The organism is Arthrobacter sp. MYb214, from assembly GCF_002979865.1.
Lineage (GTDB): Bacteria > Actinomycetota > Actinomycetes > Actinomycetales > Micrococcaceae > Glutamicibacter.
In genome coordinates this window covers 1-14,584 of the sequence record NZ_PCPZ01000006.1, presented here as the reverse complement: position 1 = coordinate 14,584, position 14,584 = coordinate 1, and the positions used below count along the sequence as shown (strand labels likewise).

The window sequence follows — 14,584 nt, the reverse complement described above, 5'->3', positions numbered from 1 at the left end:
CATCTTTCCGAGAAGAGGGATAGCCTTGGCCGCCGATTGGCACTCAACTGGCATCCCCGGTGCCCAGCAGACGGCAAAGCCGCACGGACCACTGGTCGTTCCCCTGCCTCGATAGCGCCTGCCGAACCCGCTACCTTCGAGGAAAGAACCAATGAACAGCACCAATGACCTGACTTTTGACAGGCATGAAGCCGAAGCCTCGCCCACCCTGATCTCCCGAGCATTGGCCGGCGCCAAGCGCACCAGCTACTGGCTGGATCATGAGCACCGCCCCGCACCCCACCCGGCGCTGCATGGCTCGCTCACCACCGACTTGCTGATTATCGGCGGCGGCTACACCGGATTGTGGACCGCGCTCCAAGCCAAGGAGCAGAACCCCGGCCGAAGGGTCGTACTGATCGAGGGCCAGCGCTTGGGCTGGGCTGCTTCCGGGCGCAATGGCGGCTTCTGCGAAGCCTCCCTGGTCCATGGCGAGGCCAACGGAGAAAACCATCTGCCCAAGGAAAATGCGCTGCTTGCGGAGCTCGGCAGGAAGAACCTCGACGAGTTCGAAGCGACGGTGCGCCGCTATGCAATGGACGTGGACTTCGTCCGCGAGGGCGCGCTCAGCGTGGCCACCGAACAGCATCAGATTGCGTGGGTGGCCGAGGAAGCTGAGGCACCGGGTGTCGACTACCTCGATGCCGGCGCGGTAAGGCAACTGGTCAATTCGCCAGACTTCTTGGCCGGCGCCCGTGACCATGACTCAACCGCGCTGGTCCACCCCGCCAAGCTGGTCTGGGAACTTGCCCGCGTCTGCAGCGAGCTAGGCGTCGAGTTCTACGAGCATACCCACGCCGTGGAGATGAACAATGCCGGCACGCAGGTCCAGGTGCTGACCGCCGACGGGCAGATCACCGCCAAGCATGTGGCCCTGGCAACCAATGTTTTCCCGTCTCTGCTCAAGCGCCACCGCTCCCGAATTGTGCCGGTATACGACTACGCGCTGATGACTGAGCCGCTCACTGCGCAGCAGCGCGCGGCCATCGGCTGGGAGAACATGGTGGGCTTGGCCGACCTGAACAACCGGTTCCACTATGCCCGCCCAACCATCGACGCCGAAGGGAACTTCCGCATTCTCTACGGCGGCTACGACGCGGTCTACCACTTCGGGGGCAAGGTCCGCTCCAGCTACGACACCAACCAGCAGACCTTCGAGAAGCTCGCCGCGCATTTCTTCGGCAGCTTCCCGGACCTCTCACAGGTGAAGTTCTCTCATGCGTGGGGTGGCGCCATTGATACCTGCTCCCGCTTCTTCTCCTTCTTCGATCTGGCCTACGGCGGCAAGGTCGCCTACTGTGCAGGCTTCACCGGCCTCGGTGTCGGCGCTACCCGTTTCGGTGCAAGGGTCATGCTGGATCTGCTCTCGGGCCAGAAGACCGAGCTGACCGAATTGGAACTGGTGCGTACCAAGCCGATCCCATTCCCGCCGGAACCTGCCGCATGGGTGGGCGTGAACCTGATGACAAGCCAGCTGGTCAAGGCCGATCGCAATCGAGGCGAGCGCTCGGCCTTCTTGAAGCTGATGGATAAGATCGGAATGGGGTTCGATTCCTGATGCCTGGAAGAATACTTCAAGCCGGCATCGTCCAAGCCGATGCCCTTGAGGTCAAGCATGTTGCCATCGGCGACGAGCAGGTGGTCGCCGGTCAGGCATCCGCAACCGCAGGCTACCGCGAGCTGGGCACCCTCGGGGATGCAGAAATCGGCGTCTGGGAGATGTCCCGCGGCGCCATGCAGGATATTGAAGCGGACGAGTACTTCGTGGTGCTTGCCGGGTGCGCGACGGTGCAGATTCTGGAAACCGAAGGTTTCGGTGCCCAAGAACTGGTGCTGGTTCCAGGCAGCGTTGTCCGGCTCCATGCGGGCATGAGAACCCGTTGGATCGTCACCGAAACCCTGCGCAAGATCTATTTCACCCTCTGAATCCCCCTAGGAGAATTCACATGGCCTACTACGATAGTTCCCTTGGACACCAGTTCATCAATGGCCAGCAGGTCCGCGGGCACGGCCCGGTGCTGGAGCGCGCGAATCCAGCCACCGGAAAGAAGCTGCTGGACGTGGATACCGCGACCGGCGAGCAGGTTGACCAGGCGGTGCAGGCGGCCGCCGGCGCCTTCAAGACCTGGTCCCGGCTGACCCCGGGCGAACGGGCCGACCACCTGCTGGCATTCGCTCGCGAACTGGAAAAGCATGCCGATGAAATCGCCGCCCTGGAAACCGCTCAGACCGGCAAGAGCATCCGCATGTCGACCCAATTCGATGTGCCCGGTTCCATCGACAACGTGAATTTCTTTGCTGGCGCTGCACGCAATTTGCAGGGATTGGCCGCCGGGGACTACGCGGGCAACACCACCTCGATGGTTCGCCGTGAAGCTATCGGCGTGATCGGTTCGATCAGCCCGTGGAACTACCCGCTGCAGATGGCTGCGTGGAAGGTCCTGCCAGCGATTGCCGCCGGCAATACGATTGTGCTCAAGCCCAGCGAGCTGACCCCGGGCACCTCGGTGCTCTTTGCCCGGGCCGCCAAGGATGCCGGGTTGCCGGACGGCGTGATCAACATTGTCGTTGGCGACGGGCCCAGCGTTGGCTCGCCCTTGGTGCGCCACAAGCTGGTGAAGATGACTTCGTTCACCGGCTCTACCGCCGTGGGCCTGAAGATCATGTCCATGGCGGCCGAGACCGGTACCCGGGTTCATCTTGAACTCGGCGGCAAGGCGCCGATGGTGGTCTTCGATGATGCCGATATCGAAGCTGCCGCACATGGTGCGGTGGCCGGCTCGACGATCAATTCCGGACAGGATTGCACCGCCGCCACGCGCGCGTACGTGCATTCCTCGGTCTTCGAGAAGTTCACCAGCAAGGTGGCCGAACTGATGGAGGCCATGGTGGTGGGAGATCCGACCGATCCCGATACCGACATGGGTTCGATGATCAGCGAAGCCCACCTGCAGAAGGTTTCCTCGATGGTTGAGCGTGCCAAGGATGCCGGAGCAACGGTGCTTGCCGGTGGCAAGCAGCTTCCGGGCGATGGCTGGTTCTACCGTCCTACCCTGGTGGTGGGAGCTGCGCAGGATTCAGAGATCGTGCAGCAGGAAGTCTTCGGCCCGGTCCTGGTGGCGTTGGCGTTCGATACCGATGACGAAGCCATCGAATTGGCCAACGACACCCCGTATGGCCTGGCGGCGAGCGCATGGACCAAGAACGTTGACCGCGCGATGCGTGCCAGCGCCGAAATCCAGGCCGGTTGCGTGTGGATCAACGAGCATATCCTGATCGTTTCCGATATGCCGCATGGAGGCTACAAGGCTTCGGGGATGGGCAAGGACATGAGCCAGTATTCCTTCGATGAGTACACCAATGTCAAGCATGTGATGATCTCCCATGATCCCGCGGCCCATCGCGAATGGCAGGATACGGTCTTCAAGCAGCGCTAGGCCCAGAAGGCTAGAGGCTCGAAAGCAGCTGGCTCAGCTTCTTCGTAGCCACCCCGGGTTCTGTGGTGGCAAAGAAGTACTGTGCCAGCTGTTTTTGCGCCCCGGCAACCGAGGATGCGGCAAGATCCGCAACCCGCTGCGCCAGTCCGTTGGCGTTGCCCAGCCGCTGGTCCAATGGCAACCCTGAATGGAGCTTGCTTTGGGGGTCTCCGGCCAGCAGCAGCGGGATGTTGAGCGCTACCGCGTCATAGGCCATCGCCGAGGTGTCGCAGATGGCCACATCCGCCCACACCAAGGACTGCGCCGCGTCGCTGAGCGCATCCACGGTGGCAGCGTAGTTGCTTTTCAGGCTTACCACGGCCTTTTTTGCCTCTGCGGACACATCACCGGTCTTCGGATGAGGACGGAAACGTACTTCGAAACGCTCATCGTTGCTCAGCTGGGCTAGAATTCTCTCGCCCAAAGTAGCCACCGAGGAGTACGCCATGGCTTGCGAGTCGCCCTCCCAAGTCGGTGCGTAGAGAACCCGGATCTTCTCCGAAGGGCCGGGCAATTCCAGTTCATCGAGCTGCGGGCGTCCGATCTGCACCAGATGCGATGGGTCGAAACGGGAGATGTTCTCGGTGATGCGCTCTACCGCGGCAGCACCAGCCACGCAGGCGAAATCGTAGGCTTTGAGCTGGTTGGAGACCATGGAGGCCTTTTCGCTCTCACCGTGGTTCAAGTGAATATGCGCCGGTCCGTTGAAGCGCAGCATCGTGAAGTTCCGCTGGGCGTTGTTCACGTAGTTGATGGATTTGGTATTCCACTCGCTCAGCTTATTCTCGATCTGCTCCATGGAACGCGAGAACAATATCGGCAGGTTCGACTCTGCCAGCGCGTGTCGTGCACTTAGTGCGTCCATGAGCACCACGCCGACGTTGAGACCCTGGGCAGCCAGTCGCTCGAAGGTACCCAGCCAGACTCCGAGCTGGTAGAACTGCCCGGGCCCCTCGGCGAAGAAAAGCACATGGTCGGCTTGCTCGATTCCCCGGTCCGAGTGAGCGATCTCCGCTCGAACAGACCGCTCCGCAATGAGGGAGCGTGCTTTACCTGTCGCTTGCGTTATCTGGGAAGAGAACAATGCCATGCATTTAGTTTACGTAGGTTTAGCCGTTGATTGCGGAAGCCAAGTCGGAAATGTTGGATTCCATCCATTCGAGGTAGCTGGAATCATCCTGAATGGTTTCTGCAAAGTCGACTACAGGTACCTGTCCCCGCTCAGCGTTCTTCTTCAGCGCCTTGGTTTCGCTGCCTTCGGTCTGCACGTTGTAGGCAAGCATGTCAGCGTCGCCAGCAACGAGCTTGCCTTCAGCCTTCTTCATGGTCATCGGCGCAATGCCCTCGCCCTCTTCGATGGCTTCGCTCAGCCCTTCAGGAGTGGTGTTCTCCATGCCGGCTGCTTCCAGCAAGTGGAATGGAACCGGCTCGGTCATCATGAAGCTCTTGCCATCCAGCTTGGCGGTTTCGAGCTGGGCTTCGAGTTTCCCGATCCCTTCGTTGAAGGCTGCTGCGTTCTGCTTGTACTGATCCGCGTTGGCGGTATCGGCCTTGGCGAAGGACTCGGCCAGTGCATCAGCAAGTTCACCCATGGAATCCAGGTCGTACCAGATGTGCTCGTTGTAGCCCGCGTGGTCGTGGCCCTCATGGCCGCCCTCTTCAGCGTGCTGCGCATGCTCCTCGGCGCTTTCGCCCTCATGGCCGCCCTCATCAGCGTGCTGCGCATGCTCCTCAGCGCTTTCGCCCTCATGGCCGCCCTCATCAGCGTGCTGCGCATGCTCCTCAGCGCTTTCGCCCTCATGGCCGCCCTCATCAGCGTGCTGCGCATGCTCCTCAGCGCTTTCGCCCTCATGGCCGCCCTCATCAGCGTGCTGCGCATGCTCCTCAGCGCTTTCGCCCTCATGCCCGGCCTCTTCGGATTCCGCAGCTACCGGCGAGGAGTCCACAGCGTGCATGAGCGTGATCTCTCCAGACTTGCCTTCCGGTAGCGAAGAAACGAGAGAGTCCATGAATTGGTCATATCCGCCACCATTGGCAAGGACCAGGTCCGCGCTGGATATCGCAAGCTTGTCGCGTGCGGTTGGCTCATAGGAGTGCGGATCCTGTGCGGCCGAAGTGATGATCTCGCTGACCTCCACGCTATCTCCACCAATGGCACGGGCGATCTGTCCGTAGACGTTCGTCGTGGCCACTACGCTGATCCCTGCAGATTCCGCGTCCTTCGATTCGCTTCCCGTGGCGCTACCGCATCCGGCAAGGATCAGTCCGGCAGCGGGCAGGGCGACGGCAGCTGCGAGCAGCGAGCGGTAGTTCTTCATGGTGGTCTCCATCTAAATCGGATCGCTATTGAGAACTATTCTACATTACATATGAGAATGGTTCGCACCTAGGAGTCGGAGGTTACACTCTGCAAAGCCCGCTTGCCGTGGGCACCACCGGTGCCGGTAGCTTTCACCACCATCACTGCAATGGCGGTGGTTACCGGGATCGCCAATACCAATCCGATGGAACCAATCAGGATTCGGATGACCTCTTCAGCCATGGCGCCGGAGCCGAGGGTGACCCCGAAACTCTGGTTGCTCAGCGCCGCAATGGCCAGCACCGGCAGGGCCGCACCGGCGTAGGCGAAGGCGATGGTGTATACGGTCGAAGCGATATGGTCCCGGCCGATGCGCATGCCGCGGAAGAACAGTTCCCTGGCCGAGGCCTTGGGCGTGCTCTCTGCCAGTTCCCAGACGGTTGCCGACTGGGTAATTGTCACGTCATTGAGCACACCCATGCCGCCAACCAGCACGCCGCAGATCAGCAAGCCGGGCAGGGAAATTTGCGGGGCCACCGTCGATAGGGTGATTGCCGATTCATCGTTGGCTCCAGTCAAAGCGGCCGCATCGGTCAACCAAAGCACCATCGCCGCGGTCACCGCCAGGCCAAAGAGCGTTCCCAGCAGCGCTGTGGATGTTTTCGCGTTCAGACCATGGGCGAAATACAACGCGACAAACATGATGGCGGTAGAACCGGTGAGTCCCACCAGGACCGGATTGCCGCCTTCAAGCAAGGCCGGAACCATGAAGATGATCATGAAGGCGATGCCACCGACCAAGCCGATCATCGCCCGCGTGCCGCGCCATCCGGCGACCAGCACCACGACCACGCCATAGGCGATGGCCAGCAGTGCCATGGGCAAAGTGCGCACGAAGTCAACGAATACGTACGGGCTGCCGCTGGTGGTGTCCACCGCGGAGAGATCAAGGTATCGAATGCTGTCGCCCGCGCGCGCATCACGTGATTGCAGCATTTCCGGTGGGATTTCCAATTGGATCTCCGCGCCTCCGGATTCGGGCATCACGTAGGTGACTTGGCATTCGAGAACCTTGCCACCAACTTCTTCCAACCCTTGGGAAGACGGGCAGTCCTGGACTGTGCTGCGCGTGACAGTGCCCACTTCCATCGTTGCGCCACCGGTAGTGTCCATGGCTCCATTCAGGGCAAACTTGTCGTAGTTGCCTTGCGGCCACAACAAGATGACCATGACCAGGGCCAGGGCGCCGATAGGCGCAAGCAGCGCCCATAAGATGATCGAGGCACGCCGCCGGCGCCGGGGATCCTGCAAAATCGGTTCGTCATGGTGATGATGGCCCACGTGGTGCTGCTCCAAATCAAAGAAGGCGAATCGTTCTTTCCCAGTGTAAGAGCTAGCCCATTGGAGTTTGCCTTGGATGCCGACCGCGTTGCGAAGAGCTGGTCCTGGATATTCAAAAGGATGACCCGATAAATCCTCCGTAAGGTTCATACCTTCAAACACTGCGGAACGGGAGAATTGAGCCATGAGCTTGCCAATGAACCAGCCACCCTTGCCGCAAGGCGCCGAGGTTGAGATGAACTATTCGTTCCATCGCCTAATGAGACGCAGTGAGAACTACCGCTGGTGGAGGCCGCTGGCGTTCACCGGCATCGGCATTGGCTTCTACGGCGCGGCATTGCTCATCGCCATACTGGCGATGTTCATTGCACTGATCATGAACCCGCTGACGTGGGCTGCGGAGAATCCAGATGAGGCTCCCGATCAGTTCCTCATGGATCCAACCCTGAACATGGCCACGGCGACGGACTTCTCGATGACCATGGTCTCCCTGATCATCATGATCCCGGCGGTCTACCTCGCCTACTTGCTCATCGGACCCAAGCCTGTCGGCTTGCTGATATCGGTCGCCGGCAAATTGCGCTGGCGCTGGTTCGGCCTGGTGTTGGGTGCCAGCGCCATCTTGTTCGCAGTGTATTTCGGGCTGAGTTTCGGGTTGGGCGCCTTGGGCATTGGCGAGTCCGAACCCGTGCCGGCGAGCAGCCTGCCGGCCGATCCGCTGTTCTATGCCCTGCTGGTGATCCTCTTGACGCCCTTCCAGTGCGCAGCTGAAGAGCTTGTTTTCCGTGGCGCGTTCATGCAGGTCATCGGCAGCTGGCTGAAGCATCCACTGTTCGCCATCCTGCTTCCAGTTCCCTTCTTCACCATCGGCCATCTCTACGATGTCTGGGGGCTTCTCGATGTGGCGGCGTTCGCTATCGCGGCAGGCTATCTGACCTGGCGCACCGGTGGGCTTGAAGCAGCGATGGCGATGCACATCATCAACAACACCTTCTTGTTCCTGCTCGGTGCAATGGGCGTAGTTGATCTGAACGCCACGGAATCCAACCCGGTCTCGCTGGTCTTCTCGGTGTGCTTCATGGCCCTATTGACCTTCGTGCTGGTGAAGCTGGCAGACAGGCAAGGCATTGCGCGTACGGCAGGCCCGATTCCAGCAGCAGAGCGCCGTCCGATGCTGCAGCCTTGGCAGATGAACCAGCCACCGGTTCACCCTAGCCAGGCCTACTGGGCTCCTCCGGCCTACCAGCCTGGACAGCAGCAGAACTCCGATCACGGTTCAGATGTTTCCCCACCGGCTCCCCCGGCAGCCGGCCCGTCAGATCGCTAGGCACCAGATAGCTGGAACGCAAAAAACGATCCGCGCAGGATTTCCTGTGCGGATCGTTTCTTTTAATGAACTGTTCAGGATTTGGCCCAGCGCAGCAAGGCTGCGATTCCTGCACCGCCAGGAATCACCGAATCCGGTACATAGCGAATGCTGGCATCGGTCAGCGCAGTGGCCCGCAGGAGCACTTCTGGCGCCGGCCATTCCCCGACGACCAACTCTGCATGGTCATCTCCGTCCTGATGGGCAATCCATGGTTCGGCGCTCAAGGCGCGAAGGGTATGCTCGCTTTGGTACTGTCCAACCAGCACCATTTCGGCTTGCGCCGATTGGAGCGCAGTGACAACTTCATCGAGACCGACAGCAAGCTGCGCTTTGCCGTTGCCGGACTGCGCAGCGATCTTCGATTCCAATTCAGCCAGGGACTTGGCTTTCACTTCCTCTACAAGCTTGGTGATTTGGGCATCGACTTGCTTGGTGTCCGCACCCCCGGTGCGCGTATGCGAGTCGATGACTTCTACATAGTCCTTGAGCGCCACGGGTACTGCCCCGAGCACTAGTTCACGAGCCTTGATGTCGCCCGAAAGAATGATCAGGCGGACGTAGTTCTCGTTGGACATTTCACTGATCAGCTCGGCAACTTCGTCAGCGTTTCGACGAGCCATCTCATCGGCGGCGGCCTGCGCCTTGGGCTGGTCGTATTCCCCGGGCACCTTGCGTGCATGGTGGATTTCCTCGGGCAACCCGACGATGCCACGGCTGCCCAGGCGTTCAGGTGACGCCGTATTGTAGAGGTGCACCTCGCCTCCGTCCTTGCTGACTTCAGCTACGAGGTAGGAGAACGATCCGCCACGGGCGCGGGCCAGCGCCGTGAAGTTCGGGAACGGACCCACATCAACCGATGAAGTTTGGACCTTGAGGCCTGGGATGACTTCGTTCAGGACGATTTCGCCGTCATGAACAGCTACGAACCGTGCTACTGGTGCTCGCAGTCCCTGGGCTGGCTCCAGTGCGCCGATCAGTGCTTGGACATCGCTGGGCTGCGCCTGCTGGCTCTTGAGCAGCTTGGCTACCTCGTCCGGAAGCCGGTCTGCTGCTTCCTGGGCGGCAGTGGTTCCCAACGATGCATCCACGAGAGCTGTGCTCCACGAGCCGTTTCTCCGATAGAGCGAAGCGTCGATTCCATTAGAATCCGCGCGTAGTGCCATGCTGACTCCCTTCCGCACGCGACCCTTGGCCGCGGTGCGACTAGATCCGTGGCACTAACCTAACATCACTATTCAGTGGCTGGAAGAGGTAACCAGAAACTATGTCGTTGTTTGGATGAAATCAGCATGGCAACTTGCGTTTACCAGCGGCCGCGCCAGTATTGGGCGGGGAATGCCATCGGTGCACCCAATTCCTGCGCCGAACGGTTAGCCCACTGCGGATCGCCCAGGGCAGCGCGCCCAACGCAGACGCCGTCCGCTTGCCCGGTCACGACGATCTGCTCTGCCTGCATCGGCTCGGTGATGACGCCGACCGCGGTAACGAAGGCATCCTGGGGCAGCGCTTCCTTCACTGCCTGAGCCAACGGCACTTGGTAGCCCGGACCAGACGGTCCGTTGAACTTGCCAATTCCTGCACTGGAGAGGTCGAAGTGGCGCACACCGTAGCCGTAGAGTTCCTTGGCGATCCGAACGGTGTCAGCAATGCTCCATCCATCGTCCACCCAGTCTTCTCCGGAGAAGCGAATGCCCAGGGCCTTGTTTTCCGGCCACACGGCAGCCACAGCCTCGATGACTTCACGCAGGTATCGAGTGCGATTCTCGAAGCTGCCACCGTATTCGTCGGTGCGCTTATTGGTCAGCGGCGACAGGAATTGGTGCACCAGGTAGCCGTGCGCGGCATGGATCTGGATCAGGTCGAATCCGGCCGCGTCGGCACGCTTAGCCGCATCAGCCCAGTCCTGCACCGATGCCTGGATCTGTTCCACGCTCATCGCGGTAGCTGGCTTCAGCCCGTAGAGCTCGCTGGGCGAGGAAGTGAAGGTCTCCCAGCCGCCATCTTCCGCGCTGATGCTGCCGGATTTTCCAGCTTCTTCAAGATCCTTGAGCCAGCCATAGGTCGATGCCTTGGCTCCGGCGTGCGCCAGCTGCACGCCGGCGGCTGCCCCATGGGCGCGGATGTATTGGGCAATCGGTTTCCAGGCTTCGGCCTGCTCGTCATTCCACAGGCCGGTATCGCGATCCGAGATCCTGCCTTCAGCTGCCACCGCAGTTGCTTCGGCGATCACCAAGGAGTATCCGCCATGGGCCATGGAACCCAGGTGAGCCAAGTGCCAGGTCGTTGGAACGCCGTCGCGTTTTTCCACGGAATACTGGCACATCGGCGGAAGCACGACGCGGTTGCGAAGCTTCAGGCCTGCTCCGCTTCTGGCCGGGACGGTAAATTCAGTAAAGAGCTTGCTATGAGGCATACCTGTTACGACGCTGGGGTGCGCGAATTTATTCCGCGCACCCCAGTGCAGCTGCAGGCTATCCAAGAATCAGCACGGCCACCGACAGGTAGACGATCAGCCCGGCGGCATCCACGAAGGTTGAAATGAAGGGGTTGGAAAATACCGCAGGATCAACCTTGAAGAATTTACCGATGATCGGCATCACCCCGCCGACAGCGGCAGCAATGCTGCACAGTGCCACCAGGCTGATGCCTATCACCAATCCGATGCGCAGTTCGAAAATGCTCCCGGCCACCACCAGCGCTATGGCGCCCAGGCACAGTCCCAGGACCGCTCCGATTCGCACCTCGCGCATCAGCACCCGCCAGAAGTCGCTTCCCCGCACATCACCCATGGCCAGCGCACGGGTGACAGTGGTCGCCGCCTGGTTGCCGGTGTTCCCGCCAATGCCCACGATCAAGGGGATGAACAAGCTAAGCACCACCATCGACTCCAGTGTCTGCTCGAAACTGGACAGCACCTTGACCGTCAAGGTGGCGCCGATAGCCAGGACCAGCAGCCAGATGACGCGCGCCTTCACCAGGTGGCGCAATGGCGTCCCCAGGTAAGGGCGGAAGAGCGGATCCGTTCCGGAGCCGTACGCGGAGCGGCGCTCTTCGGCATCCTCTAGGATCGCGATCGCCATGGGCAAGGTCAGCACTCCCAGCAGGCGATCTTCCCGATCAAGCACCGGGAGCATCCCTGCCTTCCGATCCACCACCACCCGTGCCGCGCTCGTCTCCGGCTCGCAGGCCTGGACGACCGGGCTCTGGGTGCACAGTTCTCCGATCGTTGTCCCGGCCGGCTCGGTGAGCAACTCGCTGAGCTTGATGGTGCCAAGCAGCCGGCGTTCATCATCGATCACCAGGATGTGCTGCGCGTTCTCGCAGTTCCCGAGGCGTGCGCTGATGCGTTCCAGGGTTTCGGCCACAGACAGCTGCGGGTGGGTCGAGATGAAATCCGGGGACATCGCCCTGCCGGCGCTTGATTCCGGATAGCCCAGCAGGATTCCGGTTTCCTGGCGCGTGGCCGTCGGCAGCCCTGCCAGCAGTTTCGTGGCCACCATCGCTGGCAGTTCATCGAGCAGCGCTACCCGTCCCGCGGCGGGGAGTTGGGCGAAGGCATCGATGACGGTCTGCGACTGCAGCGCCCGCACCAGGTCGGCTTGCACCGGGGCGTCGAGTTCCTGGAAGACCAGTACCGCGGTCTGCTTGTCAAGCAGCCGGTAGGCCAGGGCAGCCTCCGTGGCATCCAGTGCTTCGAGGTGCTCAATGGTCTGGGCGATGTGCAGACCGCCCAGCAGCCCTGCCGCGAGCTGGAATTCTGCGTGATTGAGATGGGAGCGCAAGGCTCGCGAAATAGTAGAGAAGTCTACCTTTTCTGGAGAAAACATGATTTTGGTCCAAATGGTTCATTTGGCGCGTGAATACAAGCCTGCCAGCAACTTCTCACCGCTTGACCACCCCATGAATACAGGGAGATAAATCAGTCAGTATTTGCGTGCAGGACCAGGCGCCGGTGACATGTACAAGAGTCACGAACTCGTTGGGATCCCATGGCGGGATGCTGCCAGATTCGGCTGATTCGGCTACGAGCGTCCGGGTGAGTTCGTGTGCATAGATCGACTAGAACTGTCTTCCACGACACTCACCTCCTCGAAACTGGTTTGCGCTAGCGCGCATCAGGCCTAGTCCCAGTTCTATCAGCTATGGCTGGGAATTGCCGGACTTGGGGGCCAAGATCACATTTAAACAGTTCGGGAGGTCTGCAGTGCAGGCCTCCCGAACTGGGTCATGCGTTACTGGGAAATCAGCATTCCACCACGTTGACGGCCAGGCCGCCCATCGCAGTTTCCTTGTACTTGTCGCTCATGTCCTTGCCGGTTTCGCGCATGGTGATAATGACTTCATCCAAGGTGACGTGGTGTTCGCCGTCGCCCATCAGCGCCATCTTCGCCGCGTTCACTGCCTTGGAAGCAGCGATGGCGTTGCGTTCGATGCAAGGGATCTGGACCAGTCCGCCGATCGGGTCGCAGGTCAGGCCAAGGTTGTGTTCCATGGCGATTTCCGCTGCGTTCTCTACCTGCGCTGGGGTGCCGCCAAGAATTTCGGCCAGGCCGCCAGCAGCCATCGATGATGCCGAACCGACTTCGCCCTGGCAGCCGACTTCGGCGCCGGAGATCGATGCCTGCTCCTTGTACAGCACGCCGACGGCACCAGCGGTGAGCAGGAAGCGTACGACAGCGTCGTGCTTTTCCTCCTCATTCCAGTACTTTGCGCCCGGTGCGTAGTGGGTGGCGTAGAACAGCACGGCTGGGATGATGCCCGCTGCGCCGTTGGTCGGAGCGGTGACCACGCGTCCGCCGGAGGCGTTCTCCTCATTGACGGCCAGCGCAACGAGGTTGATCCATTCCTGCCAGTAGACCGGATCCCGGTCCTTGTCTTCCTTGCGCAGGCGTTCATGCCATTCCGGCGCACGGCGGCGAACTTTCAAGCCGCCGGGCAGCACGCCGGTGCGTTCCAGCGCGGAATCCTTGCAGTCTTCCATCACTTCGTAGATGTGGACCAGGCCGTTGCGGATCTCGTCGCGGGACCGGTAAGCCATTTCGTTGGCCATCATGATGTCGGCAATGGACAGGCCGGTTTCCTTCACATGTTCCAGCAGCTTGGCTGCCGTGGTGAAGGGATAGGGCTGCTTGTTCAGCTTCTCTTCGAGGTTCTTCTCGATGCGGTCTTCGGCGCCTTCGCGCACGATGAAGCCGCCGCCTACGGAGAAGAAGGTCTCGTTGGCGATTTCGTTGCCGTCAGCGTCGAGGGCAATGAACTTCACGCCGTTGGTGTGGCGTGGCAGTACGGTGAGCGGATGCTGGATCATGTCTTCGACCTTGTAGTTCAGGTCCTTGCGCTGATCAAGCTGTTCGGCCAGGTGGAGGATTCCAGTGGCTTCCATGTCCGCCAGACGGTCATCGACCTGTGATGGCAGCACGGTTTCAGGTTCGAAGCCTTCAAGCCCCAGCATGATGGCAGTGAAGGTGCCGTGGCCGCGTCCGGTAGCGGCCAGGGATCCGTAGACATCAACACGGATATTTTCCAGTGCGTCCAGTTGGCCTTCTCGGATTACTTGGGCAATGAATGCGTGTGCTGCACGCATTGGTCCCACGGTATGGCTGGAAGACGGTCCGATGCCAACCGAGAAAAGATCGAATACGCTAACCGCCATAGCGGGTCACATCCTTAGAACTTGGGTAATCCGAGAGCTTCTGCCCCGGATCTGTGGAGTGTGGTTCCAGAGGCTTGCGGCCACCGCACGTACCGTGCAGCGCCTGGACCTCTGGATGTTGAAAGACCGCGGGCCCGAAAAGCGAGTATTTCCACCTTCCGGGCCCACATCCTAATCAGATGATGCTACTCGGAAACCTTAGCCAGTTCCGGGTACAGCGGGTGGGCCGCGGCAAGCTTCAGAACACGATCCTTCAGCTCCGGCAACACCGCCGTATTACCCTCAGCACCAGCAATCAACGTCTGTGCAATGATCTCCGCAACCTCAGCGAACGCAGCCTCCGAGAAACCACGGGTAGCCAACGCCGGAGTACCAATACGCAACCCCGAAGTCACCATCGGCGGGCG

11 protein-coding genes and 1 pseudogene are annotated in these 14,584 nt (G+C 60.6%); 4 read left to right on the top strand and 8 right to left on the bottom strand.

Going from position 1 to position 14,584, the window contains the following annotated elements:
* Positions 1-151: 151 nt before the first annotated feature.
* The 3 genes from CQ012_RS14120 to CQ012_RS14110 are packed head-to-tail and all read left to right on the top strand — an operon-like array spanning position 152 to position 3,476.
* The gene (locus tag CQ012_RS14120; RefSeq protein WP_105662517.1) at positions 152-1,597 is read left to right on the top strand and encodes an NAD(P)/FAD-dependent oxidoreductase; all 1,446 of its coding nucleotides are present in this window, start codon (positions 152-154) and stop codon (positions 1,595-1,597) included.
* Positions 1,597-1,965: a cupin domain-containing protein gene (locus CQ012_RS14115; RefSeq protein ID WP_105657064.1), complete on the top strand. Its 369-nt coding sequence runs from the start codon at positions 1,597-1,599 to the stop codon at positions 1,963-1,965. The genes CQ012_RS14120 and CQ012_RS14115 overlap by 1 nt, the downstream gene beginning before the upstream one ends.
* A gap of 20 nt (positions 1,966-1,985) precedes the next feature.
* Positions 1,986-3,476 (top strand): gamma-aminobutyraldehyde dehydrogenase, encoded by a 1,491-nt coding sequence (locus CQ012_RS14110; RefSeq protein ID WP_105657065.1) that lies wholly within the window; start codon positions 1,986-1,988, stop codon positions 3,474-3,476.
* A 10-nt stretch (positions 3,477-3,486) separates the two neighbouring features.
* On the opposite strand, the gene CQ012_RS14105 is transcribed toward CQ012_RS14110, so the two are convergent.
* The 3 genes from CQ012_RS14105 to CQ012_RS14095 form a co-directional block, all read right to left on the bottom strand.
* Positions 3,487-4,605: a CDP-glycerol glycerophosphotransferase family protein gene (locus CQ012_RS14105; protein WP_146112246.1), complete on the bottom strand. Its 1,119-nt coding sequence runs from the start codon at positions 4,603-4,605 to the stop codon at positions 3,487-3,489.
* Positions 4,606-4,624: 19 nt separating this feature from the next.
* Positions 4,625-5,833, bottom strand: a complete 1,209-nt coding sequence (locus CQ012_RS14100) for a metal ABC transporter solute-binding protein, Zn/Mn family (RefSeq protein ID WP_105662541.1) — start codon at positions 5,831-5,833, stop codon at positions 4,625-4,627.
* A gap of 68 nt (positions 5,834-5,901) precedes the next feature.
* Positions 5,902-7,155: a YibE/F family protein gene (locus CQ012_RS14095; RefSeq protein ID WP_105657068.1), complete on the bottom strand. Its 1,254-nt coding sequence runs from the start codon at positions 7,153-7,155 to the stop codon at positions 5,902-5,904.
* Positions 7,156-7,414: 259 nt separating this feature from the next.
* On the opposite strand from CQ012_RS14095, the gene CQ012_RS14090 reads away from it, so the two are divergent.
* On the top strand, positions 7,415-8,482 hold the full coding sequence (locus CQ012_RS14090) for a CPBP family intramembrane glutamic endopeptidase (RefSeq protein ID WP_166650705.1): 1,068 nt from the start codon (positions 7,415-7,417) through the stop codon (positions 8,480-8,482).
* A gap of 74 nt (positions 8,483-8,556) precedes the next feature.
* Here the strand turns inward: CQ012_RS14090 and CQ012_RS14085 are convergent, their stop codons facing one another.
* From CQ012_RS14085 to CQ012_RS14065, 5 genes and pseudogenes are all read right to left on the bottom strand, one after another.
* Positions 8,557-9,687 carry a baeRF2 domain-containing protein gene (locus CQ012_RS14085; protein WP_286134138.1) on the bottom strand — a complete coding sequence of 377 codons (1,131 nt, stop codon included), beginning with the start codon at positions 9,685-9,687 and terminating at the stop codon, positions 8,557-8,559.
* Between the two features lie 140 nt (positions 9,688-9,827).
* Positions 9,828-10,937, bottom strand: a complete 1,110-nt coding sequence (locus tag CQ012_RS14080; protein ID WP_105657071.1) for an oxidoreductase — start codon at positions 10,935-10,937, stop codon at positions 9,828-9,830.
* A 58-nt stretch (positions 10,938-10,995) separates the two neighbouring features.
* Positions 10,996-12,351, bottom strand: coding sequence for a magnesium transporter (gene mgtE, locus CQ012_RS14075; RefSeq protein ID WP_105662516.1), 1,356 nt, complete (start codon positions 12,349-12,351; stop codon positions 10,996-10,998).
* Between the two features lie 416 nt (positions 12,352-12,767).
* Entirely contained in the window at positions 12,768-14,177 is a 1,410-nt protein-coding gene (locus CQ012_RS14070) for an L-serine ammonia-lyase (RefSeq protein WP_105657073.1), read from the bottom strand.
* Between the two features lie 185 nt (positions 14,178-14,362).
* Positions 14,363-14,584 (bottom strand): annotated as a pseudogene (locus CQ012_RS14065) (serine hydroxymethyltransferase); the annotation flags it as partial.

Excerpts from the sequence above, each read along its gene's own strand:
- mgtE (WP_105662516.1), bottom strand. The coding sequence starts at position 12,351 with ATGTTTTCTCCAGAAAAGGTAGACTTCTCTACTATTTCGCGAGCCTTG.
- CQ012_RS14100 (WP_105662541.1), bottom strand. The coding sequence starts at position 5,833 with ATGAAGAACTACCGCTCGCTGCTCGCAGCTGCCGTCGCCCTGCCCGCT.
- CQ012_RS14105 (WP_146112246.1), bottom strand. The coding sequence starts at position 4,605 with ATGGCATTGTTCTCTTCCCAGATAACGCAAGCGACAGGTAAAGCACGC.
- CQ012_RS14085 (WP_286134138.1), bottom strand. The coding sequence starts at position 9,687 with ATGGCACTACGCGCGGATTCTAATGGAATCGACGCTTCGCTCTATCGG.
- CQ012_RS14090 (WP_166650705.1), top strand. The coding sequence starts at position 7,415 with ATGAGACGCAGTGAGAACTACCGCTGGTGGAGGCCGCTGGCGTTCACC.
- CQ012_RS14110 (WP_105657065.1), top strand. The coding sequence starts at position 1,986 with ATGGCCTACTACGATAGTTCCCTTGGACACCAGTTCATCAATGGCCAG.
- CQ012_RS14080 (WP_105657071.1), bottom strand. The coding sequence starts at position 10,937 with ATGCCTCATAGCAAGCTCTTTACTGAATTTACCGTCCCGGCCAGAAGC.
- CQ012_RS14070 (WP_105657073.1), bottom strand. The coding sequence starts at position 14,177 with ATGGCGGTTAGCGTATTCGATCTTTTCTCGGTTGGCATCGGACCGTCT.
- CQ012_RS14115 (WP_105657064.1), top strand. The coding sequence starts at position 1,597 with ATGCCTGGAAGAATACTTCAAGCCGGCATCGTCCAAGCCGATGCCCTT.
- CQ012_RS14120 (WP_105662517.1), top strand. The coding sequence starts at position 152 with ATGAACAGCACCAATGACCTGACTTTTGACAGGCATGAAGCCGAAGCC.